This is a genomic window from Caulobacter soli (assembly GCF_011045195.1).
Lineage (GTDB): Bacteria > Pseudomonadota > Alphaproteobacteria > Caulobacterales > Caulobacteraceae > Caulobacter > Caulobacter soli.
Map to the genome: position 1 here is coordinate 1,091,306 of NZ_CP049199.1, position 25,783 is coordinate 1,117,088.

General features: G+C 68.5%; 27 protein-coding genes. 10 read left to right on the forward strand and 17 right to left on the reverse strand.

Annotated elements, in window-relative coordinates; all coding sequences use genetic code 11:
• Positions 1-58 precede the first annotated feature (58 nt).
• Together G3M62_RS05420 and G3M62_RS05425 are read left to right on the forward strand one after the other, a co-directional pair.
• Positions 59-463 carry a DUF4282 domain-containing protein gene (locus tag G3M62_RS05420; RefSeq protein WP_165185321.1) on the forward strand — a complete coding sequence of 135 codons (405 nt, stop codon included), beginning with the start codon at positions 59-61 and terminating at the stop codon, positions 461-463.
• 125 nt (positions 464-588) lie between these two features.
• Entirely contained in the window at positions 589-990 is a 402-nt protein-coding gene (locus tag G3M62_RS05425; RefSeq protein WP_165185322.1) for a helix-turn-helix domain-containing protein, read from the forward strand.
• Here the strand turns inward: G3M62_RS05425 and G3M62_RS05430 are convergent.
• The 4 genes from G3M62_RS05430 to G3M62_RS05445 all read right to left on the reverse strand — a co-directional run bounded on the left by G3M62_RS05430 (position 987) and on the right by G3M62_RS05445 (position 5,116).
• Positions 987-2,096 carry an endo-1,4-beta-xylanase gene (locus G3M62_RS05430; protein WP_246263481.1) on the reverse strand — a complete coding sequence of 370 codons (1,110 nt, stop codon included), beginning with the start codon at positions 2,094-2,096 and terminating at the stop codon, positions 987-989. The genes G3M62_RS05425 and G3M62_RS05430 overlap by 4 nt on opposite strands.
• Positions 2,086-2,505 carry a flagellar export protein FliJ gene (locus tag G3M62_RS05435; RefSeq protein ID WP_165185324.1) on the reverse strand — a complete coding sequence of 140 codons (420 nt, stop codon included), beginning with the start codon at positions 2,503-2,505 and terminating at the stop codon, positions 2,086-2,088. Before G3M62_RS05435 ends, G3M62_RS05430 begins: the two co-directional genes overlap by 11 nt.
• Entirely contained in the window at positions 2,505-3,842 is a 1,338-nt protein-coding gene (gene fliI / locus G3M62_RS05440) for a flagellar protein export ATPase FliI (protein ID WP_165185325.1), read from the reverse strand. The genes G3M62_RS05435 and fliI overlap by 1 nt, the downstream gene beginning before the upstream one ends.
• 278 nt (positions 3,843-4,120) lie before the next feature.
• The gene (locus G3M62_RS05445) at positions 4,121-5,116 is read right to left on the reverse strand and encodes an alpha/beta hydrolase family protein (RefSeq protein ID WP_165185327.1); all 996 of its coding nucleotides are present in this window, start codon (positions 5,114-5,116) and stop codon (positions 4,121-4,123) included.
• Between the two features lie 135 nt (positions 5,117-5,251).
• Between G3M62_RS05445 and G3M62_RS05450 the strand changes: the two genes are divergently transcribed.
• From G3M62_RS05450 to G3M62_RS05465, 4 genes are all read left to right on the forward strand, one after another.
• The gene (locus G3M62_RS05450) at positions 5,252-6,031 is read left to right on the forward strand and encodes a LytTR family DNA-binding domain-containing protein (RefSeq protein WP_246263482.1); all 780 of its coding nucleotides are present in this window, start codon (positions 5,252-5,254) and stop codon (positions 6,029-6,031) included.
• 430 nt (positions 6,032-6,461) lie between these two features.
• On the forward strand, positions 6,462-7,157 hold the full coding sequence (gene ctrA, locus G3M62_RS05455) for a response regulator transcription factor CtrA (protein WP_165185334.1): 696 nt from the start codon (positions 6,462-6,464) through the stop codon (positions 7,155-7,157).
• A gap of 226 nt (positions 7,158-7,383) precedes the next feature.
• Positions 7,384-8,781, forward strand: coding sequence for a M23 family metallopeptidase (locus tag G3M62_RS05460; protein WP_165185336.1), 1,398 nt, complete (start codon positions 7,384-7,386; stop codon positions 8,779-8,781).
• A gap of 80 nt (positions 8,782-8,861) precedes the next feature.
• On the forward strand, positions 8,862-9,977 hold the full coding sequence (locus G3M62_RS05465) for an acyltransferase family protein (RefSeq protein WP_165185337.1): 1,116 nt from the start codon (positions 8,862-8,864) through the stop codon (positions 9,975-9,977).
• A 102-nt stretch (positions 9,978-10,079) separates the two neighbouring features.
• Here the strand turns inward: G3M62_RS05465 and G3M62_RS05470 are convergent, their stop codons facing one another.
• The 5 genes from G3M62_RS05470 to G3M62_RS05490 all read right to left on the reverse strand — a co-directional run bounded on the left by G3M62_RS05470 (position 10,080) and on the right by G3M62_RS05490 (position 12,157).
• Positions 10,080-10,433, reverse strand: coding sequence for a hypothetical protein (locus tag G3M62_RS05470; RefSeq protein ID WP_165185339.1), 354 nt, complete (start codon positions 10,431-10,433; stop codon positions 10,080-10,082).
• A 156-nt stretch (positions 10,434-10,589) separates the two neighbouring features.
• Positions 10,590-11,285, reverse strand: a complete 696-nt coding sequence (locus G3M62_RS05475) for an HAD family hydrolase (protein ID WP_165185340.1) — start codon at positions 11,283-11,285, stop codon at positions 10,590-10,592.
• A 64-nt stretch (positions 11,286-11,349) separates the two neighbouring features.
• Entirely contained in the window at positions 11,350-11,520 is a 171-nt protein-coding gene (locus G3M62_RS05480) for a hypothetical protein (protein ID WP_165185342.1), read from the reverse strand.
• Positions 11,521-11,608: 88 nt separating this feature from the next.
• A complete protein-coding gene (locus G3M62_RS05485) occupies positions 11,609-11,752 on the reverse strand; it encodes a hypothetical protein (RefSeq protein ID WP_165185343.1) in 144 nt (47 codons plus the stop codon).
• 111 nt (positions 11,753-11,863) lie between these two features.
• Positions 11,864-12,157, reverse strand: coding sequence for a DUF1272 domain-containing protein (locus tag G3M62_RS05490; RefSeq protein WP_165185345.1), 294 nt, complete (start codon positions 12,155-12,157; stop codon positions 11,864-11,866).
• Positions 12,158-12,425: 268 nt separating this feature from the next.
• Between G3M62_RS05490 and carA the strand changes: the two genes are divergently transcribed.
• From carA to G3M62_RS05505, 3 genes are all read left to right on the forward strand, one after another.
• On the forward strand, positions 12,426-13,592 hold the full coding sequence (gene carA / locus G3M62_RS05495) for a glutamine-hydrolyzing carbamoyl-phosphate synthase small subunit (RefSeq protein WP_165185352.1): 1,167 nt from the start codon (positions 12,426-12,428) through the stop codon (positions 13,590-13,592).
• A 95-nt stretch (positions 13,593-13,687) separates the two neighbouring features.
• The gene (locus G3M62_RS05500; protein WP_165185354.1) at positions 13,688-14,170 is read left to right on the forward strand and encodes a MarR family winged helix-turn-helix transcriptional regulator; all 483 of its coding nucleotides are present in this window, start codon (positions 13,688-13,690) and stop codon (positions 14,168-14,170) included.
• Positions 14,167-15,516 (forward strand): S41 family peptidase, encoded by a 1,350-nt coding sequence (locus G3M62_RS05505; RefSeq protein WP_165185356.1) that lies wholly within the window; start codon positions 14,167-14,169, stop codon positions 15,514-15,516. Before G3M62_RS05500 ends, G3M62_RS05505 begins: the two co-directional genes overlap by 4 nt.
• On the opposite strand, the gene G3M62_RS05510 is transcribed toward G3M62_RS05505, so the two are convergent.
• From G3M62_RS05510 to putA, 7 genes are all read right to left on the reverse strand, one after another.
• Positions 15,513-17,132: a carboxylesterase/lipase family protein gene (locus tag G3M62_RS05510; protein ID WP_165185357.1), complete on the reverse strand. Its 1,620-nt coding sequence runs from the start codon at positions 17,130-17,132 to the stop codon at positions 15,513-15,515. The genes G3M62_RS05505 and G3M62_RS05510 overlap by 4 nt on opposite strands.
• Before the next feature lie 119 nt (positions 17,133-17,251).
• A complete protein-coding gene (locus tag G3M62_RS05515) occupies positions 17,252-18,616 on the reverse strand; it encodes an alpha/beta hydrolase family protein (RefSeq protein ID WP_165185359.1) in 1,365 nt (454 codons plus the stop codon).
• A 72-nt stretch (positions 18,617-18,688) separates the two neighbouring features.
• The gene (locus tag G3M62_RS05520) at positions 18,689-20,017 is read right to left on the reverse strand and encodes a glycoside hydrolase 5 family protein (RefSeq protein ID WP_165185361.1); all 1,329 of its coding nucleotides are present in this window, start codon (positions 20,015-20,017) and stop codon (positions 18,689-18,691) included.
• 75 nt (positions 20,018-20,092) lie between these two features.
• The gene (locus G3M62_RS05525) at positions 20,093-20,503 is read right to left on the reverse strand and encodes an ACT domain-containing protein (RefSeq protein ID WP_165185363.1); all 411 of its coding nucleotides are present in this window, start codon (positions 20,501-20,503) and stop codon (positions 20,093-20,095) included.
• The gene (locus G3M62_RS05530) at positions 20,500-20,748 is read right to left on the reverse strand and encodes a type II toxin-antitoxin system RelE/ParE family toxin (protein ID WP_165185365.1); all 249 of its coding nucleotides are present in this window, start codon (positions 20,746-20,748) and stop codon (positions 20,500-20,502) included. Before G3M62_RS05530 ends, G3M62_RS05525 begins: the two co-directional genes overlap by 4 nt.
• A 44-nt stretch (positions 20,749-20,792) precedes the next feature.
• Entirely contained in the window at positions 20,793-21,047 is a 255-nt protein-coding gene (locus G3M62_RS05535; RefSeq protein ID WP_165185366.1) for an antitoxin, read from the reverse strand.
• A 38-nt stretch (positions 21,048-21,085) separates the two neighbouring features.
• Positions 21,086-24,178 (reverse strand): bifunctional proline dehydrogenase/L-glutamate gamma-semialdehyde dehydrogenase PutA, encoded by a 3,093-nt coding sequence (gene putA / locus G3M62_RS05540; RefSeq protein WP_165185368.1) that lies wholly within the window; start codon positions 24,176-24,178, stop codon positions 21,086-21,088.
• Between the two features lie 439 nt (positions 24,179-24,617).
• On the opposite strand from putA, the gene G3M62_RS05545 reads away from it, so the two are divergent.
• Positions 24,618-25,085 carry an Lrp/AsnC ligand binding domain-containing protein gene (locus G3M62_RS05545; protein WP_165185370.1) on the forward strand — a complete coding sequence of 156 codons (468 nt, stop codon included), beginning with the start codon at positions 24,618-24,620 and terminating at the stop codon, positions 25,083-25,085.
• A 43-nt stretch (positions 25,086-25,128) separates the two neighbouring features.
• Here G3M62_RS05545 and G3M62_RS05550 read toward each other — a convergent pair whose 3' ends face one another.
• Positions 25,129-25,698 carry a CGNR zinc finger domain-containing protein gene (locus G3M62_RS05550; RefSeq protein ID WP_165185371.1) on the reverse strand — a complete coding sequence of 190 codons (570 nt, stop codon included), beginning with the start codon at positions 25,696-25,698 and terminating at the stop codon, positions 25,129-25,131.
• Positions 25,699-25,783: the final 85 nt, after the last annotated feature.

Consider the following 25,783-nt stretch of genomic DNA (forward strand, 5'->3'; position numbering starts at 1 on the left):
CGCTGCTAGCGATGGCGTCAGTACCCGGCGGAGCTCCCGCTGACATGAGGGGTGTCGGATGGCTTCGGCCAGAAATTCCAAGGCGCGTGGCTCGAACGGCCTGTTCTGGGACCTGCTGACGTTCGACCGTCTCGTCACGGGGCCGGTGATTCATCTGATCTACTGGGCCGGCCTCGGCGTCGTGGCCCTGTTCGCGTTCTCGGTGGTCGGCGCGGCCGTCGGCCTGGCGCTGAAGGAGCCGGGCCTGCAATCGCTGTTGCTGGCCTTCCCGGTGCTGGTGGCGGGCCTGCTGGTCGCCGCGGCCATGGTGCTGCTGTGGCGCGCCTTCTGCGAGTTCTACGTGGCCATCTTCCGGATCAGCGAAGACCTGCGCGCCCTGCGCCAGGCCAGCGACGCCGATCACGCCGTGGCCGCCGTCACGCGTCCTCCAAGCCAGGGGTCGGCCCAGAAGCCGCTGGGCTGAAGCGCCGGTCGCCTGCGACCGAATAACGCGGTTTATGAAAATTCACCGTGAAGCTTTGAGGGCGAGCCTCGTCCCCGGCGTCTAAGCGCCAGGGGGCGCGTGATGTCTCCTGCCGGAGACATGTGTTGGCCGCCGATCAAGAACCCCATCTCGTTGATATCCATGTGGGCGCCCGTATGCGGATGCGCCGCAAATCCATGGGGCTGAGCCAGACCCAACTGGCCGACAGCGTGGGCATCACCTTCCAGCAACTGCAAAAGTACGAGCGTGGGGTCAATCGGGTCAGCGCGTCCAAGCTCTATGGCATGGCCGTGACGCTGCAGACGTCGGTGGCCTGGTTCTTCGAAGGCATGCCGCCCGAGGCGGACGGCCACGGCGACCAGCGGACCCAGGCCGTGCGCCGTTTCATGGCCACCGAAGAGGGCGTGGAGCTGGCCTCGCTGGTGCCGCAACTGCCGATGGCCCAACGGCTGCAGATCCTGGCCCTGGCCAGGACGCTGAGCGCGGACGACAGCGAGGAACCCTAGGTCCTGAACGCCTCGACCAGGGCCGCCGCGCCGGCCTTGGGGCGGCCGGCGTCGTCGAAGGGCGCCGGGGCGTCGCCGGCGTTCTCCTTCTTCAGCCACGAGTCCCGATCGCGCAGGCCCCACAGGGTGAAGGCGAAGCGCTGGCGCTGGGGCAGGCTCATGAAGGCCTCCGCGGCCTCGGCGTAGACGGCTGTCTGGCGGCGCTGCAGTTCGCCGCGCGACAGAAGCTTGTTGTCGGACCGGGTCAGCGACACGTCGAGTTCGGAGACATGGATCGGCAGGCCCAGGCTCGCCAGTTCGTGGATCATCTGGGTGATCTTGCCCGGCGCGATGTCGGCCGCCACGTGCATCTGGGTGCCCAGACCCGTCAGCGGCGCGCCCGAGGCCAGCAGGCGCTCGGCCAGTTTCAGGAACGTGGCGCGCTTGGCCGGCATGTATTCGAGATTGTAGTCGTTCAGGAGCAGGGTGGCCTGCGGGTCGGCTTCGCGGGCGGTGCGATAGGCCAGGGCGATGTGCTCGAAGGCGCCCAGCTTTCGCGCCCACAGGCTGTCGCGCCAGCCGGCGCCGTCCTCGGCTACGGCCTCGTTGACCACGTCCCAGCCGACCACCTGGCCGCGATAACGGCCGGCCACGGCGTGGATGTAGTTGCGATAGGCGTCGGCGAACCTGATGCGGGTCTCGTCCAGCTGTTCGAAGGCCGGCGGAGCCTGGGCGTACCAGACCAGGGTGTGGCCCAGCAGGCCCATGCCATGGGCGCGGGCGAAGGCGGCGATGCGGTCGGGGGCGTCGAAGCGGAAGGAGCCGTCCGGCTGGACGATGTACTCCATCTTCATTTCCCACTCGGGAGTCAGCTGGCTGACCTCGCGGGCCAGCAGGTCGGCCAGGGCGGGATCGTCCAGACGAAGGGCCTGGACGCAACTGCCGACCCGGAACGGGGCGACGGTCTTCAGCGGGGGCAGGTCGGCCGGAACGGACTGGCTCTGGGCGTCCCTGGGGCCGCAGGCGGAGAGGGCCAGGGCTCCGGCCGACGTGAGGACGGCTCGACGAGAAATCTCCTCCCCCGTGGAGCGCGGCGTAGCGGGGGAGGAGTAAAGGCTACCGCCCACCGACCGCCACTCGGCGCAGGCCCAGCTCGTCGAGAGCCGCGGTCTCGAGCTTGCCGGCCAGCTTGGCCTTGGCGACCTTGGCGGCTTCGGCGACGTGCTCGTATTTCTTGAGGTTCTCGAAGGCCACGGCCAGGGCGTCACGGGCGCCGGCCTCTTCGATCAGGATCTGGTCGATCTCCAGCAGGGCCTGGTCGCGGCGCAGCTTCGAGCCCTGGCGGAAGCCGATCATGTACCAGCCGGCCTCGACGTCGCCCTGGGCCCGCATGGCCTCGGCTTCGGATTCCGCGTCCAGGGTGGCGACCCTCATCTCGGCGCTCTGGCGGCGCTCGACGACGTCGGCCAGGCGCTTCTGCAGGGTCTCGACCTCGTGGTTCGAGATGCGGATCAGGGAGTCGGCCCACTTGCTCATTACGCGGCGTCACTCTGCAGGATGTGGGCGAGATAGCCGAAGCTGTCGTCGAGGCTGGTGGCCTCGTCGGGGCTCTGGCTGAGGAACGCTTCGACGGCCGGGTTCAGGCGGATGGCGCGGTCGATCAGCGGGTCGGCCCCGGCGCGGTAGGCGCCGATGCGGATCAGCTCTTCCATGTTCGAATAGGCGGCCAGGGTCTGGCGGGCCATCTTGACCACCTCGCGCTCTTCCAGCGTCTGGCAGCCAGGCATGGTCCGGCTGATGGACTTCAGCACGTTGATGGCCGGGAAGCGGCCGCGCTCGGCGATCGAGCGCTCCATGACGATGTGACCGTCCAGGATGCCTCGGGCGGCGTCGGCGATGGGCTCGTTGTGGTCGTCGCCGTCGACCAGCACGGTGAACAGGGCGGTGATCGGAGCGGCCGTGGTGCCGTCGGGGCGGATCGGGCCGGGACCGGCGCGCTCTAGCAGCTTGGGCAACTCGGTGAAGACGGTGGGGGTGTAGCCCTTGGTGGTCGGCGGCTCGCCGGCGGCCAGGCCGATCTCGCGCTGGGCCATGGCGAAGCGGGTCACCGAGTCCATCAGGCACAGGACTTCCAGGTCCTGGTCGCGCAGGAACTCGGCGATGGCCAGGGTCATGTAGGCGGCCTGGCGGCGGGTCAGGGCCGGCTCGTCCGAGGTGGCGACCACGACGATGGCGCGCTTGAGGCCTTCCTCGCCCAGGGTCTCCTCGATGAACTCGCGGACCTCGCGGCCCCGCTCGCCGATCAGCCCCACCACGACGGCGTCGCAGGTGGCTTCCTTGGCCAGCATCGACAGCAGCACCGACTTGCCCACGCCCGAGCCGGCGAAGATGCCCAGGCGCTGGCCGCGGCAGGTGGTGGTGAAGACGTTCATCGACCGCACGCCCAGATCGATGCGTTCACCGACCCGGCCACGGGCGTGGGCGGGCGGAGGCGGGGTCTTCAGGGGGTAGGGCACCTCGCCCTGGGGCAGCGGACCCAGGCCGTCGATGGGCTCGCCGAAAGCGTTGATGATGCGGCCCAGCCACGCCCTGGTCGGACGCACCACGGCGCCCTCGGGCATGATCTTGATCTCGGCGCCGGGCGCCACGCCCTCGACGGGGCCGAAGGGCATCAGCAGGGCGCGGGTTTCACGGAAGCCGACGACTTCGGCGGGCAGGGTCGGCAGGTTCAGGCGCTCGATCTCGACCCGCGCGCCAACGGCAAGACGGGTCAGCCCGCCGCGCGCCTCGATCAGGAGGCCGTTCACGGCGGCGACGCGACCAAAGATGGTCAGCGGATCGATACGTTCGACGGCGGCGATCAGGCTACGCAAGCACAACTCCCGACGGCTCGTGGCTCAGCTTTGAGCCCCGCGCGTTAATGGGGAGTGAAGTAGGCTGACATGGTTAATCGGCTCTTGAGACTTTGGGTTTGGCGGGGGGGGCTGCGGCTTTATGTCTTGATCCCATTTTGATCCGCTCATCCCGGCGAATGCCGGGACCCAGATGGAATGGCTTTGAGGCTGACGCCATAAGCGCTGAGCTTGTCCAGTCAGCCACCCCGCCATGGGATCTGGGTCCCGGCATTCGCCGGGATGAGCGGAGTTTAGGGTTATGGTTTGACCGCCAGATTGGCCTTGAAAAAACCCACCACCTTGGCGTCGAAATCCTTGTGAAACGCGGCGCGGTCGAAGCCCGGCGCGCTGGCGCAGATGGCGGCGGCGGTGGCGCGGCCCTTGTCGTTGCAGGGCGTCAGGAAGTCGAAGTGCCCGGCTCCCGGGACCACATGCCAGTCGGGCGCCTTGGGAAGGTTGGCGCGGACGGCCGAGGCGTAGAACGGGTCGGGCAGGATCTGGTCGTCCTCGGCGCGCCACAGCTGCAGCGGGACGCTCACCTTCGCCAGGCCGGCCTTGGAAAAGCTGTAGCCCATGGCCGGCGCGGCCGACACCACGGCCTTGATGCGGGCGTCGTGGGTCCAGGCGGCTTTCATCGCCTCGGCGGACGGCGGGTGCGCGGCGGTCAGCTTGCAGTCGAAGAAGTCGGGATGGGCCTTGCAATGCGGGGCCACGGTCGACAGGTCCGGCTCGGCGCCGGCCGCCACCAGCACGGTGAAGCCGCCCGACGAGAAGCCGAACGCGCCGACCCGGTCCGCATCGATCGCCCCATGCATCGGCGAGGCCTTCAGCATGTAGTCGATCACCGCCGAAAGCTGGCGCGGCCGGTTGGCCATGTCGGTGGCGCGGCTCTGGTCGGCGTAGTTGTCGCCGGTGTGGGTGAGGGCGGCGACCACGAAGCCGGCCTCCGCCAGGGCCTGGGCGGTGTCGGCATGGCCGCCGAAGAAGCCGCCGTTGCCGTGTGACATGACGATCAGCGGCAGGTGGTCGCCGACCAGCGGCGCGCCGGGGGCGGCGACCTGGTCGGCGATGCCCAGCGGCATGGGCCTGGCCGGCGCGTCGGTCGGATACCAGACGCCGACGGTGATCGGCGCGCCGCCTTGCGGATCGGCGGCCTGGACCACGGTAAAGCCGGCGTTGGCGGCCAGGGCGGGGGAGGCCAGCCCCAGGATCAGAACGGCGAGCGGGGCGAGAAGCAGGGAGCGGAGCGGCATGGACGTCCTCGGGCGGATGGAAGATGTCGAGGCTGATGCCGTCCCGGGCCGGGTCGCGCCACGGTAGCTTCGCGAATGGGCGAACGGGTTCGCGAACCGGCGAACCGACGCTATAGCAGCAGCATGAGCGCCCCGATGGCCAGAGCCGAACCCCTGCTGGGAAGCGCCCGCGAATGGGCCATCGACTTCGCCGTCGCGATCACCGTCGGCGTGTTCGTCGGCGTGATCGGGCCCTATGGCAGCTATCTGAACGGCGCGCCGGGGCCGCGGGTCTTCCACTTCGTCGTCTGCTTCTGCGTGGGGACCCTGATCTTCGGGGTGCTGCAGCGGCTGGCGGTGGCCGGGGCGGAGCGCTGGAAGCTGCCCGTCTGGCCGGTGATCATCCTGGCCCTGCTGGTCGGCTGCCTGCCGCTGGCCCTCTTCATCAGTTGGCTGGCCACCACCCTGTGGCCGTTCCTGATCGGCAGGATCACGCTTCTGGAGTGGTACGGCCAGTGCGTCTTTCTGTCGGGCCCGATCCTGAGCTTCGTCGTCGTGCGGCGCATGCTGAAGGCGCGGCGGCGCGAGCCGATCGCGCCCTCAGCAGCGCCGGCGGTCCTGCCGCCGTCCGGCGAGGTGCTGTGCCTGCGCATGGAGGACCACTACGTCCGGGTTCACACCCCGGGCGGTTCGCGGCTGGTGACTGGGCCGTTCGAGCGGGTGATCGCCGGCATGGCTCATGAGGGCATGCGCGTGCACCGCTCGTGGTGGGTGGCCCGGGCGGCCGTGACCGGGGTGGTCGCCGACGGCCGAAATCTGCGCCTGACCCTGAGAGGCGACCTGGCCGCGCCTGTGTCGCGCGCCTCGGTGGCCCGGCTTCGGGCGGCCGGCTGGCTGGCCCCCGAACCGCCTCCCGAACCTGGCGACGAAAAATAGGGTGAAACCCGCTGCGGCGGGACGTCGCGGACCCCGTAAGGCCAGGCTCGTGGCGGCGCTTCGGAACGCGCGGCGGAGGTTGCAAATTTCTCGCGACAGAACGCCGCAATCTCGCCTCATAGGTGAACGGCGAGCGCCGCAAATGGGGCGGAGAATGCCCCTCAAGACCCTTTACAAACCCAGCAAATCAAGCGTTTCGGGCCAAAAGGAATCATCTTGACGGGCTATCCACAGGCCCCTGCGACCATTGCGCCAAATGAGTCGCTGACCGCTTGCACCCGATTCGCAAATCAGATTAACCATTTCTCCAGCGAGATCATTCACCATTAACCTGTCTTAAATTAACTGTCCGGCAGAGTGCAGGACGGGTTTCACCGGCGGTATTCCGCCTAGCTGTCGAATAATGCCGCCTAAGGGCGGGGAGGGCTGCATGCGCGTACTGTTGATCGAGGATGACAGCGCCACCGCGCAGACCATCGAGCTGATGCTGAAGTCTGAAGGCTTCAACGTCTACACGACGGATCTTGGCGAAGAGGGCGTGGATCTGGGCAAGATCTATGACTACGACCTGATCCTGCTGGACCTGAATCTGCCGGACATGAGCGGGCTGGACGTTCTGCGCACCCTGCGGGTGGCGAAGGTGAACACGCCGATCATGATCCTCTCGGGCAGCGCCGAAATCGACACGAAGGTGAAGACCTTCTCGGGCGGCGCCGACGACTACATGACCAAGCCGTTTCACAAGGACGAGATGATCGCCCGCATCCACGCGGTGGTCCGTCGTTCGAAGGGTCACGCTCAGTCGGTCATCAAGACCGGCGACATCGTGGTCAACCTGGACGCCAAGACGGTCGAAGTGAACAGCAACCGCGTTCACCTGACCGGCAAGGAATACCAGATGCTGGAGCTGCTTTCCCTGCGCAAGGGCACGACCCTGACCAAGGAAATGTTCCTGAACCACCTGTACGGCGGCATGGACGAGCCGGAACTGAAGATCATCGACGTCTTCATCTGCAAGCTGCGCAAGAAGCTGGCGGCCTCGGCCCAGGGCAAGCACCACATCGAAACCGTCTGGGGCCGCGGCTATGTGCTGCGCGACCCGAACGAGCAAGTCGCCGCGGCCTAAACCGGCCCGCGAGACGTTCGAAAGATCAAGCGCCCGCCTCTCCGGAGGCGGGCGTTTTTCTTTGTGAAGACAGGCAGTTAACCCTGTCCGTGACAAATCGCCCGAAGCACCGAATAGTCCTTGCCCGAACGTGGCGTCATCCGCCATTTTCCGGCGCGAGGTTTGCTGGGGGGCATCCCAGCCGTGTCATTTTGACTACGCGGCATCGCTACCAGTCGGGGGCTTGATGCAGGAATTCGATCCGAGACGGCCGACCATGCGTCTGGCCCCGAAGGTCTTCACCGCGATCGCCGGTCTGGCCGCCCTGGGTCTGGGGTGGAAGCTGACGGCGCCGGACGCGCCCGTGCATGTGGTCGCCGCGCCGCTGGACGCCAACGCCCTGGCGGCCCTGCAGCACGCCGCCTTCGCCAGCGCCGAGGCCCAGCCGGGCTTCGAGCGGCCGGAATCCATCCCCGTCAAGGTGCGCCCCGGCGAGACCCTGGAAGGCGCGGTTCTGCGGACCGGCATCGCCCCCAACGACGCCCACCAGGTGGTGGCCGCCCTGCACGGCGCGATCGACACCGTCAACATCAAGGCCGGCATGGCCTTCGAGGCCGCCGTCGCCGAGCGCCGCAACGGTCGCGCCGGGTCCGCCCGCCTGATCGGCCTGTCGATGCGCACCGGTCCGTCCTCGACCCTGACCGTCTCGCGCACCTTCGACGGCGCGATGAAACTGCGCGAGCTCGAGGAAAAGGTCACCGACGAGACCAAGGTCGCCTGCGGCAAGATGGAAGGCTCGTTCTACGAGAGCGTTTCCGACGTCGGCGGCACGCCGGCCATCGTCAGCCAGGCCGCCCAGCTGTTCTCGCACAAGATCGACTTCTCGCGCGACATCCACGAGGGCGACAAGTTCTGCCTGGTGTTCGGCCGCAAGGTCACCGAGAGCGGCCGCACGGTCGAGGCCGGCGACCTGGAATACGCCGAGGTCAAGGGCCAGAAGTTCTACGCCTTCGATCGTGATGGGCCCAATGGAGCAGGGGGGGACGGCAAGCCGCAGTTCTTCGACGAGCTGGGCAAGAACATCAAAGGCTTCCTGCTGCGCACGCCGGTCGACGGCGCCCGCATCACCTCCACCTTCGGCCAGCGCAAGCACCCGGTGCTGGGCTATACCCGCGCCCACCAAGGCGTCGATTTCGGGGCTGGCACCGGCACACCGATCCTGGCGGCCGGCGACGGCGTGGTGCTGGAAGCCCGCCGCTGGAGCGGCTACGGCAACTGGCTGCGCATCCGCCATTCGGCCCAGTGGGACACCGGCTACGGCCACATCTCGCGCTACGCCCCGGGCATCCGCCCGGGCGTCCACGTGCGCCAGGGCCAGGTGGTGGCCTATGTCGGGGCGACGGGTCTGGCGACCGGTCCGCACCTGCACTACGAGGTCTGGCTGAACGGCACCCGGGTCAATCCGATCGGCGCCAAGGTGCCCCAGGGCACGATCCTGGCCGGCGGCGAGCTGTCCCGCTTCAAGGCCCAACGCAACCACATCGACGCCCTGCTGGCCCAAGGCGGCGACGCCGTCGAGGATAAGGCGACGCCGAAGCTGGCGCTGGCCAGCCTGGACAAGGCCAAGGGGCCGACGCTGCGGTAGTCTGCGCGCCTTTCCCTCCTAACGAGGGGGAGGGAAGGCAACAGCTTGACCATCGCCCCCGCCCGTCCCATCCCAGGACGATGAAAGCCTTCCCGCCGCTGAAGCCCGACTCCGAGGACATGCTGCACCTCGACGCCCTGCGCATCGTTGGGGCGCTGATGATCGTGGTCTTCCACTTCAACCGCTACATCAACCTGGATGGGCGCTGGCAGGTGGCCGACGACATGATCAAGGGCTTCAGCCTGATCGTGGACCTGTTCTTCCTGATCTCCGGCTACGTCATGGCGGCGATCTATACCGGCCGGCTGACGAGCTGGAACAAGTACGGGACCTTCCTGAAGAAGCGGGTGGCGCGGCTGGGGCCGTTGCACTGGGCGACCATGCTGGTGTTCGTCGGGGTTTGGGCGGCCGGCGCGGTGGGCTGGGGCGGGGATGTCGATCCCAAGCGCTACGACCTGGCCTGCATCGCGCCCAACGTCCTGTTCGTCCACGCCTGGCATACCTGCCACAGCCAGACCTGGAACTTCGTCAGCTGGGCGATCAGCGCCGAGATGGGGATGTACCTGGCCCTGCCGCTGCTGTTCTGGATCACGGGGCGCGGACGGATCGTGACGGCGGTCGTGACCCTCGCCAGCTTCGTGATCCTGCTACTGAACCCGGACGGCCCGATGCCCTTCCACCAGTGGACCTGGAACTTCGGCGTGCTGCGCGCCGTGCCGGGCTTCCTGCTGGGCATGCTGGCCTTCCAGCTGCGCGGCGCGCTGGGCAAGCTGCCGGGCGCCCGGTGGTGGATGTGGGGCCTGCTGGCGGCGTTCCTGGTCGCCTCGACCTTGCGGATCGACCGGACCTTGCTGCTGCTGATCATCTACGCCCTGGGCCTGGCCGGCGTCGCCGCCGACGCGGCCGGCGCGCAGGGCGGGGTCAGCCGCCGCCTGGCGCCCTGGGCGCAGCTGAGCTTCAGCCTCTATCTGCTGCACCCGATCGCCCTGAAGATGGGGATCAACTGGGTGGGCGTGGCCGCCTGGGGTCTGACCGGCGACGCGCTGCGGCTGTGGGTGCTGTTCTGGGTGCTGGCGCTGATCCCGGCGGCCTATCTGTCGCTGGTGCTGTTCGAGCGGCCGGCGCGGGATTGGATTGGCGGGTTGGGCCAAAAACGAACCCTCTCTCATGGAGAGAGGGAGGGGCCCGCCGCGTAGCGGTGGGAGGGTGAGAGGTTTCACCCTCGCCGGGTTCACACGGCACTGGCGGTGGAGGCAGGGAGCGCCTGTAGGACGGTGGGCTTTCAGTCGCCGCTGGCTCTACTCGCCATCCCAGTCAAGCCAGACCTGGAACATGACGCGGTTTTGCTCCTTCGCAACCTCGTCGAGCAGCAAGGCGACAAAGGAAGCCGAATCTGAAGCGCGATCAGACCAGCTTTTGGCCTTCTGAGAAGGATCCTCCCCGTAGAGGCTCAAGTCAGGGCGAGCAATGTCGAACTCGCCATCGATCTCAAAGGCTTCGATGTTGCAGATGACTCTCTTGCCGCGAAGACAATGGTCGGACAGCGCCTGGAGATCAGCCTTCGTGAGATACGCGTTCGGGTAATACCCCGAAAGGCCGGCGGCGTAGATCGCCTCGACATCGGCCCCACCATCTCTTGGCTCTAGAGTCATGGATTTAGGCTAGACGGTCCCTCCGACGTCGCCAACGGATTTAAGGCCGTTCTCGGCGCGATCCTTCACGCTCTGCCGACGCGCCGGCTAACGGTGTAACCTCTCACCCTCCCATGGCTTCGCCATGGGCCCCTCCCTCTCTCTAAGAGAGAGGGTTCAAGCCAGCCCATCCACCCACCCCGGCAACTCCCCGATCGACCCCAGTTCCCCATACCGCTCATGCTCCTTCGGCGCCGTCGCCGCCTCGTGGGCCCAGACCAGGGGGTAGGGGATCAGGGCCGCCCAGGCGCCGGCGTCCAGGGCCGGGATGATGTCGGACTTCACCGAATTGCCGGCCATCACCGCCTGTTCCGGGCCGGTGCCATGGCGGGCGAAGACCCGGCGATAGGTGTCGGCGTCCTTCTCCGAGACAATCTCGACCGCGGCGAACAGGTCGCCCAGGCCCGAGGCGGCCAGCTTCTGTTCCTGGTGCAGCAGGTCGCCCTTGGTGATCAGCACCAGGCGGTAGCGCTCCGACAGGGTCGCCAGGGCCGTCTCGACGCCGGGCAGGGGCTCGACCGGCTCGGTCAGCATTTCGCGGCCGGCGGCCAGGATCTGGCGGATCACGCCGATGCTGACTTGGCTGTCGGTCAGCTCCATGGCGGTCTCGATCATCGACAGGGTGAAACCCTTGGCCCCGTAGCCGTAGAGCCGCAGGTTGCGCTTCTCGGTCTGGGCCAGCTCGGCCTCGATCCGCGCCTCGTCGCCATAGGGCGCCAGCAGCTCGACGAACCGCTTGTGGGTCAGGCGGAAGATGGTTTCGTTGTGCCAAAGCGTGTCGTCGGCGTCGACACCGACGGTGGTGACGGGCATGAAAAGCTCTCCGGATCTGGTCCGGTGATACGCTGGGTCGGCGCTCCAGGCAAAGCCGGGGCGATCAGCCTTCCTCGCCGCCTTCGTCCTCTTCGCCCTCGGCGCGGAACGTGCGTTCTTCCAGCCTGAGGCGTTCCTGCTCGAACCGGTTGGTCAGATGCAGCATCTGCTCGGTGAGAGCCGCCGAAACGGTCGAGGCGGGTTCTTCGGCGGAGTCGTCATAGGAGTCGGACATGCACAGGCACAGCTAGGGCGCCCCCGCCCATGCGTGTCCAAACGACGTCGGCCGCCCGACGTTCCTAAAGCCAAGATAGGTTTCTGGACTAGAAGGTCTTGGCCATGAAGATCACCGCGCAGACCGGCGCGGCGGCCACCAGCAACACGCGCAGGGTCTTTTCGGCGAGGCCGAACCAGCTTGTGCTGGCGGCGGGCGCGAAGACGAGGCGGCGGGCGCTGAGGGTGGTCATGGGACAACTCCTTTGAAGCTCGACCATGAGCTCTAGGGAGTTAACGCGTCGGTTTCTTGGACGGATGCGCCCCCGCGACAAGTTGTTCCAGCTGTGGCGCCGAAGAGACGCTCAGGCCCAGAACGACGGCGGCTGTCGCGTGTCGGGCGGCGGAGGCCGCACGCTGGCGCAGGCGGTGTGGGCCTTGAAGACGCGCTTCAGCGAGGCGGGGAAACGATGCAGCGCCGCCGCCGGCCGGATCGGCCGGGCCGACAGGTCGCCGGCGCAGTTGGGGCAGACACCGAAGAATCGGGTCTCCACGCAGTCGACACAGAAGGTGCATTCGAAGGTGCAGATCCGCGCGTCCGGGCTGTCGGGCGGCAGGTCGCGGTCGCAGCACTCGCAATTGGGACGCAGTTCGAGCATGGGCCGTCTCCTCCCAGGTTCGCGTGTCTTAATGCGCGTTAAGGCTTGCACCATAAGGGCCGATGGCGGCTTTACGCGAGGGGGCAAGTTCGCCGATCACGGGAATGTGGCGAGCGGCTCCCGATGGCGTGATCGAAGGGGTTGACCCCCCCTCCATAGACCCCTAGACACGCCGCCGTTTGCGCGGGCGGGCAGGGTTACACCCCGCCCGCCTTTTTGCGACAATGATCCGCCCTTTCGGGCCCGCGTTCAGGAGGCGCTTTACAGAATGTCCCAAGACCTTCTCCCCGGCGTCACTGGTGTTCTGGCCCTGGCCGACGGCACGATCCTGCAAGGCGTTGGCTGCGGCGCGACCGGCGATGCGGTCGGCGAGGTGTGCTTCAACACCGCCATGACCGGCTACCAGGAGATCCTCACCGATCCCTCCTACATGGCCCAGATCGTCGCCTTCACCTTCCCGCACGTGGGCAATGTCGGCACGAACGTCGAGGACCTGGAACAGATGGCCGGCGGCGCCGAGACGGCCGCCCGCGGCGCGATCTTCCGCGACGCCCCGACCGACCAGGCCAACTGGCGCGCCGACAGCGACTTCGACGGCTGGATGAAGCGTCGCAACATGATCGGCCTGTCGGGCGTCGACACCCGCGCCCTGACCCGCAAGATCCGCGAGACTGGCATGCCGCACGGCGTGATCGCCCACTCGCCGACCGGCGAGTTCGACCTGGACGCCCTGGTCGCCAAGGCCAAGGCCTGGGCTGGCCTGGAAGGCCTGGACCTGGCCAAGGACGCTTCGACCACCCAGACCTTCACCTGGGACGAGGGCCTGTGGTCGTGGCCGGAAGGCTACGCCAAGCTGGACAAGCCCAAGTACGAGGTCGTGGTCCTGGACTACGGCGTCAAGCGCAACATCCTGCGCGCCCTGGCCCATGTCGGCGCCCGCGCCACGGTGGTGCCGGCCAGCACCTCGGCCGAGGACATCCTGGCCCGCAATCCCGACGGCGTGCTGCTGTCCAACGGCCCGGGCGACCCGGCCGCGACCGGTGAATATGCCGTGCCCGAGATCCAGAAGCTGGTCGCCAGCGGCAAGCCGGTGTTCGGCATCTGCCTGGGACACCAGATGCTGGCCCTTGCGGTGGGCGCCAAGACCGTGAAGATGGAGCAGGGACACCATGGGGCCAACCACCCCGTGAAGGACCTGACGACCGGCAAGGTCGAAATCGTCTCGATGAACCACGGCTTCACCGTCGACAGCTCTAGCCTGCCCAAGGCCGTCACCGAGACCCACGTCTCGCTGTTCGACGGCACCAACGCCGGCATCGCCCTGACCGACAAGCCGGTGTTCTCTGTGCAGCATCACCCCGAAGCCTCGCCGGGGCCGACCGACAGCCTCTATCTGTTCGAGCGCTTCGCCGGCCTGATGGATGCGGCGAAGTAGGCTTCCTTCCGGGTCGAACACCTCCGACGCCCGTGGCTCGCGCCGCGGGCGTCGTGCGTTTGACTCAATATAACAGCGCTTATACATATGGTGTCATGACACCGCCCACGCCGACGCTCGGCACCTTGCTGCGCCATCTGATCGAGACGCTGGACGGCGCGGTGGAGGACGCCTATCGCGCCTCCGGCCTGGACTACCGTCCGCGCTACACGCCGGTGGTCAAGGCGTTGACGGCCCTGGGGCCGGTCTCGATCCGGGTAATCTCGCGCCAGGCCGGCATCAGCCATTCGGCCGCCAGCCAGACGGTGTCGCAGATGGTCAGGGAAGGCCTTGTCGCGCTGTCGCCGGGGATCGACGGGCGCGAGCGCATCGTCGCCCTGACGCCGCGTGCCCAAGCCATGCTGCCGGCCGTGACCCGCCAGTGGCGCGCCGTCAACGCCGCCGCCGCCGGCCTCGACGCCGAGCTTTCCGCGCCGCTGTCCGGGCTGCTGGTCGAGGCGATCGCGGCCCTCGAGCGCAAGACCTTCGGCGATCGCATCGCCGACGCCGCCGAACAGATTTCCCTGGAGGCTCCATGAACACGCGTCACTTGCTTCTGGCCTGCGCCGTCCTGGCCCTGACCGCGCCGGACGCGCCCGCCTTGGCCCAGGTGAAGAGCGGCGTGGAGCAGGCCGCGCCCAACGCCCTGTCGAAGGCCGCCCGTGACGCGGCCCTGGTGGCGATCGCCGAGACGGTGCGCGCCGCCTACGTCTTCCCGGAAAAGGACGCGACGATCATCGCGCGCCTGGAGAAGGCGCGTCTGGACGGGCGCTACGACACGACCGACGCGGGGGTGTTCGCCGAGCGGGTCTCTGAGGATCTGACCGCCGCCAGCGGCGACCATCACATGTACATGCTGTACGACCCGGCCCAGTACGCCGCGGCGACCAGCGCGGGCTCGGCGAACGCTTCGGTCAATGAAGCGGCCGAGGCGGCGTTCGCGCGGAGCCTGGCGGTGCGTGACCATCACGGCCTCGTCGAGCAGAAGATCCTGCCCGGCAATCTCCGCTACCTGAAGATCGCCGCCTTCCAATGGGTCCAGGACGAAACCGGGACGATCTATGACGAGGCCCTGCGGTTCCTGAAGGACGGCGACGCGGTGGTCATCGACCTGCGCGGCAATCCCGGTGGCTCGCATCCGGCGGTGCGCTATCTGGTCAGCCACTTCATGGACGGCGACGTGCTGGAGATGACCTTCCTGGAAAGCGGCCAGACCCCCGTCCAGTCCCGGACGCTGGAGCATCTGCCGGCGGGCCGGTTGAGGGGTAAGCCGCTGTACGTGCTGATCGACAACAACACCGGCTCGGCCGCCGAGGCCTTCGCCTACGACATTCAGCAGTTCAAGCTGGGCGAACTGGTCGGGGCGACGACGGCGGGGGCGGCCAACAACAACCGCTTCCTGCCCATCGCGCCGGGCTTCATGCTCAGCGTGTCGTTCGGCCGGCCGGTCCACGCGGTCAGCCAGACCAATTGGGACGGAACCGGCGTCGCGCCCACGGTGGCGGCCCGACCCGAACAGGCGCTGGCGGTCGCCCAGTCCCTGGCCCTGAAGCGCCTGGCCGCCACGCCCGGCGCTTCGCCCGAGGCGAAGGCCGAATACGCCTGGGCCAGCATCGACGTGGCGGCGGGGCTGAACCCGGTCTCGATCCCGCCCGGCAAGCTGAAGACCTGGGCGGGGCGCTATGGCGAGGTCACCATCAGCCTGCGCGACGGCAAGCTGTGGATGGCCCGGGCCGATCGTCCGCTGCGCGGCCTGACGGCCCTGACCGTCGACGGCCTGTTCGCGGTCGACGGCTCGGACATGCTGCGCGCGCGCTTCACCGCCACGGGTCTGGAGACCCTGTGGCGGGGTGATCCCGATCCTCGGGTCTATCCTAGGATCTAGGTCCCGAACTGCGTGAACGGCACCTTGTTGAACAGCTCGCGCTCGGCCCCGCGCGGATCGTCTTCCATGCGCGTGCTGTTGTCGAACACCAGGGTCTGTCGCTTGGGCAGGGTGTAAGGCTCCCAGGCCGGGATCGACGGGTTGTTCGGATTGCCGGTGCGCGCGAAGGCGATGAAGGTGTCGGCGATCTTGCCGTGCATGGCCACCGCGTCCGGACCCGAGCCGGTGATCACCCCGGGCGCGTCGAAATTGCCGAACACCAGCTGCATGTCCAGCGTGTGGGGCGCGCCCCAGGCGCCGCCGTCCTTGGGTGCGCGCCAGTTCAGCTGATAGGCCCAGGCGGGGGCGCCGGCCTTGGCCCGTTCCTCGTCCTGGATGATCGCCGCCTTCCAGGAGCGACCAGCGGTCGCCGCCGCGAAGTAAACGTCCGACGGCGAATAGTCCGGATAGATCTTGCGATAGGCCGCCACCACCGTGGCCGGGTCGATGTCGACACGGGCGTTGAACTGGCTGGGCAGCTTGGCGATCACCTGCTCCCACGTCAGGTCCAGCAGGGTCTTGTCGTAGCCGACGAAGCCGCGCACCTCGTCATGGGTGTTGCCGCACATCATCGGCACCGACAGGCCCACGGGCGAGGCGTCGGGGAAGAACGGGTGGCGGGTCAGGGTCCGCTCGTCCAGCACCGGGCCCATATAGACCCCGCCGCTGCCGGCGATCGGGTCGGTGGCCTTTAGGCCCAACAGGAAGGCGTCGGCGGGCAGGGCGCGCAGGGCGGCCAGGTCCTTGACTCCCAGCTTGTCGATGAAGCCCTTGGCGCGCTTGGTGGCGTTGAACGGGCCGGCGGCGGTGACCTGCTGGCCGCTCATGGTGGCGGCGCGGTGGAACAGGCCCTTGGCGGACGGCATGGCCATCAGGGTGGCGATCTTGGCGCCGCCGCCCGATTGTCCGAACAGCATGACATTGCCCGGATCGCCCCCGAACGCGGCGATGTTGTCGCGCACCCACTGCAGGGCCAGGACCAGGTCCATCTGGCCGACATTGCCGCTGTCGGCGACGCTGGCGTCGTCGAACAGGCGAGGCAGATAGAGATAGCCGAAGGCGTTGAGGCGGTGATTGACCGTCACCACGACCACGTCGCCGCGCTTGGCCAGCTTGGTCCCGTCGTACCAGGGGCTGGCGCCCGATCCGGTGTTGTAGGCGCCGCCGTGGATGTAGAACATCACCGGCCGCTTCTTGCCGTCGGCCAGGGTCTTGCCGGCGGCGGGGGTCCAGACGTTGAGGAACAGGCAGTCCTCGCTCTGGGTCTCGCCGCTCTCGCCCTTGCCCTGCGGACAGGCCGCGCCATAGGCCAGGGCGTCCGCGACGCCGGTCCATGGCTTGGGCGGCTGGGGCGGCATGAAGCGTCCCGCCCCGCCGGTGTCGGCGCCATAGCGCAGGCCCTTGAACACCTGGACGCCTTCGCCGCTCGCCCCGCGCACCTTGCCGTAGGTGGTGGCCACCACGGGACCGGCCTTGGCGGCGGCCTGGCCCAGGCTCGGCGCCAGGGTCGCGGCCGCGGCGGCCGCGCCGCCGACGATCAGCAGACGGCGGCGATCGAGGGGAAGGGGCGAATCCATGGTGTCTCCTCCGGGCGTTCTTGGCGGGCGTCTTGGCGGCGCGCTAGCTTTTCACGGCAACGATGACACCGGTATCATTCAGGTCAAACCATTTCTTGGCCGCAACACGGGGCGCGCCGTCAGCCCGGTTTGGCGTGAGCGGCCACCCAATCGACGATCAGCGCCAGCGCCGCCGGGGCCATGGTTTCATCGATCGCGCCATATCCCGGCGCCTGGCCTGGGGGCACGGTCTGCAGCAGGTGGTTCAGGCCCGGCAGCTCCTTGACCGCGGCGTCGGGGTTCTGGGCCAGGGCGGCGCGGATCGGCGGCAGGTTGATGGCCGGCGCGACTTCCAGGTCCTGGCTCCCGTTGACGTCCAGCACCGGGCATTTCAGCGCCTTCAGGTTCGGGACCGGATCCGCCGTCAGGAAATAGCGCATCCAGGGCAGGGACAGGATCGCGGCCTTGCGCTCGGCGGTCGCTTCCGGCGCCCCGTCGGCCACGAACAGCGCCTTCAGCTTGGCGGCCGCGGCGGCGGGATCGGGCTCGGCCTTGACGATCTCGTAGGCGGCGCGGTTCTCGGTCGAGGCGGCGTCGACCTTGGCCAGCGGCGCGCCGTGGGCCAGCATCAGGGCGCGGGTCTGGCTCAGCAGCACCCGCTCGCCGTTCACGCCCGGCCCGCCGATCATCGCCACGAAGGCGATACGCGGGTCCTTGGCCGCCACCATGGGGGCGATCAGCCCGCCCTCGCTGTGGCCGATCAGGCCGATCCGGTCCGGATCGATGTCCTTGCGAGCCCGCAGGAAGGCCACGCCGGCGTCGACGTCGGTCGCGAAGTCGGCGCTGGTGACGCCCATGATCGTCTTGCCGGCTTCCGAGCCGCCCGCGCCGCGATCATCGACCCGCAGCACCGCCACGCCCTTGCGGGTCAGGGCGTCGGCGATCAGCAGAAACGGCTTGTGGCCCTCGATGGTCTCGTCGCGGTCCTGCGTGCCCGAGCCGGTGATCATCAGGGCCACGGGGAAGGGGCCGGGGCCCTGCGGCAGGGTCAGGGTTCCGGCCAGCTTCAGGCCCGAGGCCGGATTGACGTAGGTCACGTCCTCGGCGTGGTAGGGGAAGGGCGGCTTGGGGGTCTGCGGACGCACCGCGACGACCGGAGCGGTGCGGGTGAAGGTCAGGGGCGCGGTGGCGCGGCCCCGCCATTCGCCGACCAGGCTGGCGCCGTCGGCCGCGACCTGGCCCTCGAACCGCGCCGCCGGCGTGGTCAGCACCACGGTCACCGCCGAGCCGTCCAGGCTGGCGTTGGCCGGCAGGCCCGAGGCGCCCTGCGCGGGACTGTCGAGCGTGGCCGAACCGTCGCCCTTGATATGCAGCACCAGCGGGATCTTCACCCCGACGTTCAATGTCCCGTACCAGTCGCCCAGCACCGGCGTCAGATCCTGGGCGAACACCGGGGTCGCCGCCGCGAGGCTCGCGACCAGCATCGGAACGAGGAAGGGCTTCATGGGGTCCCCATCGAAATACGCCCAAGCGGGGCCGGCGGAGACTAGACCCGGTTTTTCCGCCTTGGGTAGGGGCTATCGCGCGGCCAGGGCCGTCACCGCCTGGGCGTGGTCGCGCACGACCGCCAGGGTCGAGGCGTCGGCGTCGAACAGGCCGAACAGACCCTGCTCCTCCTGCGGCGGATCGCCGACATAGGCCCGGTCGCCCATCTTGAACCAGGCGTCGGCGTGCTGGCCGCGGCCCTCGCCGTTCCAGGCCCAGAAGTTGGTTCCGGCCGTCGGCCCGCCGGCCTTCATGTCGCTCAGGACCAGGCCGTAGATCATGCCGTAGAAGCGGTCGCGGTCGGTGGTGGGCGAGCCGGGCGCGAAGGCGCGGCCGTCGCGGACCAGGCCGAACTCCTCGATCACCAGCGGCTTGTTCAGCGACCTGGCGATGGCGATGTGGCGAGTGATGTAGTCGCGGCACTTGGCCTCGCCGGCGTCGTAGGTCGCCGGCTGGTTCTTCGGGTCGATCCAGCCCCAGTTGTTGGGCCAGACGTGCAGGGTCAGGTAGTCGATGCTGGCCGGCCTGTGCGCTTCGACCACGCAGGCTTCGCGCTCCAGGCAGCCCATGGCGCCCTCGCTGCCGGTGGTGACCAGATGGCGCGGATCCAGGGTCTTGATGAAGGCCGAGGTGTCGGCGATCCAGCGATAATAGGTCGGCAGGTTGGCGACGCCGAACGCCTCGCTGCCGCCCGGACGCGGCTCGTTGGCCAGCTGCCAGGCCATGATCGTCGGGTCGTCGCGATAAGGCTTGCCGGTGACGGTGCTGACGCGGCCGACCAGGGCGCGCAGGTAGTGGCGGAACAGGTCCTGGGCCTTGGCGTCGCCATAGAAGCGGGCGGAGTAGTCGGCGAACTCCGGCCAGGGATGAGCCGGGTCGCCTTGCTGGAACCAGTCGCCGTTGCCAGTCCAGCGCAGATAGGCCGGCATGCCGCCCGACCAGTCCCAGAAGTTGTTGACGTAGATCACCGCCTTCATGCCGCGCCGGGCCATCTGCGCCAGCAGCACGTCCAGGCCCTTGAGCAGGTCCTGGTCGTAGTCCTCGCCGGAGCCTCGGAAGGTGGGAGAGATGGCGACCTTGGCCGGCGAGGTCTCGCCCGCGCCCAGGACGCGCAGGTTGGTGACGCCCAGGGCCTTCAGCCGGTCCAGCTCGCGCTCCAGCCGCGCGACGTCGCCCGACGGTCCCGGCGAGCCCAGCCAGGCCCCGTACCAGAGGTTCGCGCCGACGAAGCGATAGGGCTCGCCGTCCAGGCTCAGCCGGCCGTCACGGACGGTGACGAAGGTCGAGGACGTGGCGGCCCGGGCCTGGCTCACGATCGTGGCGGCCGCGCCCGCGACCAGCAGATGGCGTCTCGACAGCATCTTCGCCTCCCCCTCGTTTTGCGCGAGCCTAACGGGAGGCGAGGCCCTCGGGGAAGGGATTAAGTAAAATTGTTTTCAGAAATGGCCGTCTCGACCCGTCAGCCTCTTCAACACCCGCAGGGCGTCCTCGGCGCGATCGGTCGGTACGAACAGGTGGTCGTGGAAGAAGCCCGACACCGGATTGACCCCCATGCCCTCGGCCGCCAGGGCCGGCAGCAGGGCGGCCAGGAAGCCGACGGCCTCCAGCGACGAATGGATGTTCAGGGTGATCATCCGGCAGGAGAAGACGGCCTCCAGCCCGGCGGCTTGAGCCTGCGCCTGGGTGACGATCAACGTCAGGCCCTCGCGTTCGCGGAAGGTCATCACGGGCATCAGGCCGGCGGGTGTGGGCGCGCCCAAGGGCAGGGTGGCGAAGACGTAGACCTCGTCGTCGAGCACGGGGTCCATCGAGGCGATCAGGGCGGAGAGGTCGGTTTCGCCGGTCACGACTGTCGGTCCTCCAGGCCGTGCCATATGCGGGCAACAAAGACGCCAACTTCCTTGACTTCGTAGCTGATCAGATAGTTCGAGCCGCCGAACGGGACGACCAACTCCCTGACGCCAAGGTCGACGGCGCGTCCCCGATCAGGGAGATCGGCCAGCTTCGCGAAACTGGCTTCCAGCACGCCCACGAGCCGCTGTGCGGCGTGCGGACTCTTCTCGAATAGCCAGTCATTAAAGACGCTCAACATCAAGCTCGGCCGCGGCCGTGATATTAACGGCAAACGTCAGAGGACTAACGGCGATGACGGGCGAGGAGGCGATCGCGTACTTCGGACCAGGGCCTGAACTGGCCCGTGGCCATGGCGTGATCGATGATCGCTCGGTCGATGGCAGGATCGGGATCGATCGTGCGCAAGAGCGCCTGGTCGAGATCACGGTCGATCAGAAGCGCGGCATAGTCCTCCGGCGACATGTCTGCCATGTCCGCCAAGGCTTTGAGCTTGGCGGCGCGTTCGTCGTCTAGATGGATGCTGTTGCCATCGGCCATGGACGGAGAATCCCGCCCATGGCCGCTATCGTCAAGGCCTACAGATTCAGCAGCGACGGGTCGCCGCCCTGGGCGGTGATGTTGATGCTCAGCGCCCGCTCGACCGCATAACGCAGCAGGGCGTGGGGGCCGCCGGCCTTGGGGCCGGTGCCCGAAAGGCCCTCGCCGCCGAACGGCTGGACGCCGACCACGGCGCCGGTCATCGAGCGGTTGACGTAAGCGTTGCCGGCCGGGACCAGGCGCTGGACGTCGGCCGCGAAGCTCTCGATCCGCGAGTGGATCCCCAGGGTCAGGCCGTAGCGGCGGGCCGCCAGGGCGCCGGCCACCTGCCCCAGGTTCTCCGGCTGGTAGCGCACCACGTGCAGCACGGGGCCGAACACCTCGCGCTCCAGGAAGTCGGCGGCGGGGATCTCGGCCAGAACCGGGGCGAAGAAGGTGCCGGTTTCGGGCGCGCCCACCGTGTGCAGGATCCTGGCCTCGTGCCGCAGACGGTCCAGGTGCTTGACCAGGGCGGTCTTGGCCTCGGGGTCGATGACCGGGCCGACATCGGTGACGGCCAGGGCCGGGTCGCCGATCACCAGGGCGTCCATCGCGCCCTTCAGGCCGTCGATGATGTGGTCGGCGGTGTCTTCGGGCAGGAACAGCAGGCGCAGGGCCGAGCAGCGCTGGCCGGCGCTGCCGAAGGCCGACAGGATCACGTCGTCGATCACCTGTTCGCGCTGGGCGGTGGTGTCGACGAACATGCCGTTGAGGCCGCCGGTCTCGGCGATGAACGGCACGATCGGACCCTGCCTTTGGGCGAGGGTCTGGTTGATCCGCCAAGCGGTGTCGGTGCCGCCGGTGAAGGCCACGCCGTCCAAACCTTCGTGGGCGGTCAGGGCCGCGCCGACCGTCTCGCCGCGACCCGGCAGCAGGGCCAGCAGGCGGTGGTCCAGGCCGGCGGCGTGGTACAGTTTCACGGCCTCGTAGGCGATCAGCGGGGTCTGCTCGGCCGGCTTGGCCAGCACCGCGTTGCCGGCCGCCAGGGCGGCGGCGATCTGGCCGGTGAAGATGGCCAGCGGGAAGTTCCACGGGCTGATGCAGACGAAGACGCCGCGTCCGGCCAGGCGCAGGGTGTTGGTCTCGCCGACCGGACCGGTCAGGACCTCGCCGGCCAGGCCGAACTGCTCCTGGGCCAGCTTGGCGTAGTAGCGGCAGAAGTCGACGGCCTCGCGCACCTCGGCGATGGCGTCCGGCAGGGTCTTGCCGGCTTCGCGCGCCAGGATCGCGCACAGGCGCTCGATATTGGCTTCCAGGGCGTCACCCATGGCGCGGAGAACCTCGGCCCGCGCGGGGCCGCCGGCCTGGTCCCAGGCGGGCTGGGCGGCGCGGGCCAGCTTGAAGGCCTGGTCGATCTGCGGCAGCTGGGCTTCGGAGACCACGCCGACCACGCGGTCGTGGTCGGTCGGGCTCTGCACCGGCATCGGCGGGGCGCCGGCCGTCAGCTTGCCGCCGATCAGCGGGCCCGACGACAGGGTCAGCTTGTCCAGTTCGGCGACGTGGGCGGCCAGGCGGTCGCGATCGGCCTTCACCGACAGGTCCAGGCCCGCGCTGTTCTTGCGGCCGGGGCCGTAGACATTGACCGGCGTCGGGATCTTGGCGTGGCGGTCGGGATGGGCCTCGACGGCGGTGATCGGGTCGACCACCACCTTCTCGACCGGCACCCGCTCGTCGAGCAGGGCGTGGACGAACGATGTGTTGGCGCCGTTCTCCAGCAGGCGGCGGACCAGATAGGGCAGCAGGTCCTCGTGGCCGCCCACCGGGGCGTAGGCGCGCAAGGTCACGCCGTCATAGAGATCGTCGGCGGCCTTGTAGAGCGCCTCGCCCATACCGTGCAGACGCTGGTGCTCGATCTTGACGCCGGCGTTCTTGGACATTCGCACCACGGCGGCCAGGGTGTGGGCGTTGTGGGTGGCGAACTGGGCGTAGAGGTGCGGGGCGGCCTCGATCAGGGCCTTGGCGCAGACCAGGTACGACAGGTCGGTGGCGGGCTTGGTGCTGTAGACCGGATAGTCCGGACGGCCGGCGACCTGGGCGCGCTTGATCTCGCTGTCCCAGTAGGCGCCCTTCACGAGGCGGACCATCAGGCGGCGGCCGGTCTCTTTCGACAGCGCGGTCAGGCGGGCGATCACCTCGGGGCAGCGCTTCTGATAGGCTTGGACGGCCAGGCCAAGACCGGTCCACGCGCCCAGCTCGGGCTCGCGGCACAGGCGGTCCAGCAGCTTCAGCGACAGGGCCAGACGGTCGGCCTCTTCGGCGTCGATGGTGAAGTTGATGTCGTATTTGGCGGCGATCAGGGCCAGGCGCAGGACGCGGGGATAAAGTTCGTCCCAGACCCGGGCTTCCTGCGTCGCCTCGTAGCGCGGCGTCAGGGCCGACAGCTTGACCGACACGCCGTGGCCGGCCTCGGGGCCGGCGCGGTTGGACAGCTTGCCGACCGTTTCGATGGCGTCGGCATAGGACTTCTCGTAGCGGGCGGCGTCGGCGGCGGTGCGGGCGCCCTCGCCCAGCATGTCGAAGCTGCAGATGTCGCCGTCATTGGCGGCGCGCTTGATGGCCGCCTCGATGGTGCGGCCCAGCACGAACTGCTCGCCCATGATGCGGATGGCCTGGCCAACGGCGGCGCGGATCACCGGCTCGCCCAGGCGGCCGGCGATCTTCTTGATGAAGGCCGGCAGATCCTTCTGGGCCTGGTCGTCGGGCTCGACGATCTTGCCGGTCAGCATCAGGCCCCAGGTCGAGGCGTTGACGAACAGGCTGTCGCTGCCGCCCAGGTGGCTGGCCCAGTCGGCCGATCCGATCTTCTCGGCGATCAGCTTGTCTCGGGTGTCGTCGTCGGGGGTGCGCAGCAGGGCCTCGGCCAGGCACATCAGGGCCAGGCCTTCGCGGGTGCCCAGGCTGAACTCCTGCAGGAAGCTTTCGACCACGCCCTGCTTGCGGACGCTGCGGCGTGCGCCGCGCACCAGGGCCTCGGCCTCGGCGCGGACCGCGGCGCGGTCTTCGCTGCTCAGGGGCTGGGCGGCCAGCAGGTCGGCGATCACCGCCGCCTCGTCACGATACTTGCCGTCGTCCAGGGAGTCCCAATCGGTCATGGTCGCCTCGTTATTGGATATCGTCGCTATATCGCCGGCTTGTTCGAAGGTGCTTCGTTTGTTTGGTGTCCGCGCAGTACGATCTTCGGCAAAAATGGCGAATGGCGTTGTCCGCTCCAAGGCGCGCGACGACCTGTCGCGGCGCGGGACAGGCGGGCGCCGATCGGCAGCATGATGGGGAAGGGGAGAGGTGGGAAGGGACGCGATACGGGGGGAGGTCGCGCGTCCCTTCCGCTCTCACACGGCGCCTATGGGGGAGGGGCGCCGTGTCTGCGCTCCGCCAGGGGGAATGGCGGAGGCGGGTCCAAGTTCGCTGGGACGCCGAGGGGGGAAGTGGCGGCCAAGCTCGCTAGGACGATCGAGGGTATAGTCCTGCTTCTTGTGAAGGTGCTTTGTTTGTCGATATAAAATTCCGAATTATCTTCGGTGAAAATGGGGAATGACCATGTCTGCTCTGGATGACACCGATCGCCGGCTTTTGCGGGTGCTGCAGGCCGATGGCCGCATCACCAACGCCGAGCTGGCCAAGCGCTGCAACCTGTCGCCGGCGGCCACCTTCGACCGCGTGCGGCGGCTGCGCGAGCGGGGTTTCATAACCGGCTACGCGGCCCTGCTGGACCCGGCCAAGGTGGACCGAGCCCTGCTGATCTTCGTCGAGGTGGTGCTGGACCGCACGACGGGCGATGTGTTCGAGGAGTTCGGCGCGGCCGTCCGGAGGGCGCCCGAGATCCTGGAATGCCACATGGTGGCGGGCGGTTTCGATTATCTGATCAAGGCCCGGGTGCGCGACATGGAGGCCTATCGGGGGTTCCTGGGCGACATCCTGGTCAAGATGCCGGGGGTTCGCGAGACGCGGACCTACGCGGTGCTGGAAGAGGTGAAGAGCACGGTGCAACTGCCGTTGTGACAGCAAAAAGCCGCTCATCCCGGCGTTCGCCGGGAAGAGCGAGTTATTGGGAGCGTTCTCGCGCCCTGAACCCCGCCACCTTGGCCTTGTTCCCGCAGGCGCTCATCGAGCACCAGCGGCGGTCGCCCTTGCGGGAGATGTCGACGAACAGCACCGCGCAGGGCGGGCCCTCGCACTGGCGGATGCGGTCCCCGAAATCGCCGCCCAGCAGCGACACGCCTTCCCGAGCCAACTCCGCCAGCAGGCCGCGGACGTCGCCGGACAGGCGGGCGCGGCCGTCCGGACCCAGCTGCAGAGGCGCGGCGGGCAGGGCGGCGTAGGCGTTGAGCAGGTCGCGGTCGGCGTCGGGCAGCGCGGCGCCCTCGGCGCGCGACAGGGCCAGGCGGTAGAGCGCCTCGCGCAGCGACCGGGCTTGCACCAGATTGCCTTCCGTCGAGCCCGGTGGGACCCGCGCCAACTCCGCGGCCACCAGCCAGCGATCGAGGTCGGCGGCGGTGGCCAGCAGGTCGCGCGGCGCGGCGCCCAGGCGACCGACCATCGTCGCCGCCAGGTCCAGGGCCGGGCTGCCGCCGCGAAACTTGAAGCCGTCGCGGATCTCCGCCTTTCCCGTCATGTCGCCTCCGAACCGGATTGACAGGTTACCGTGCTTCACCAAGGATCGACAAGCTAACCTGATAAAGAGGTTACTTGCTGGAGAG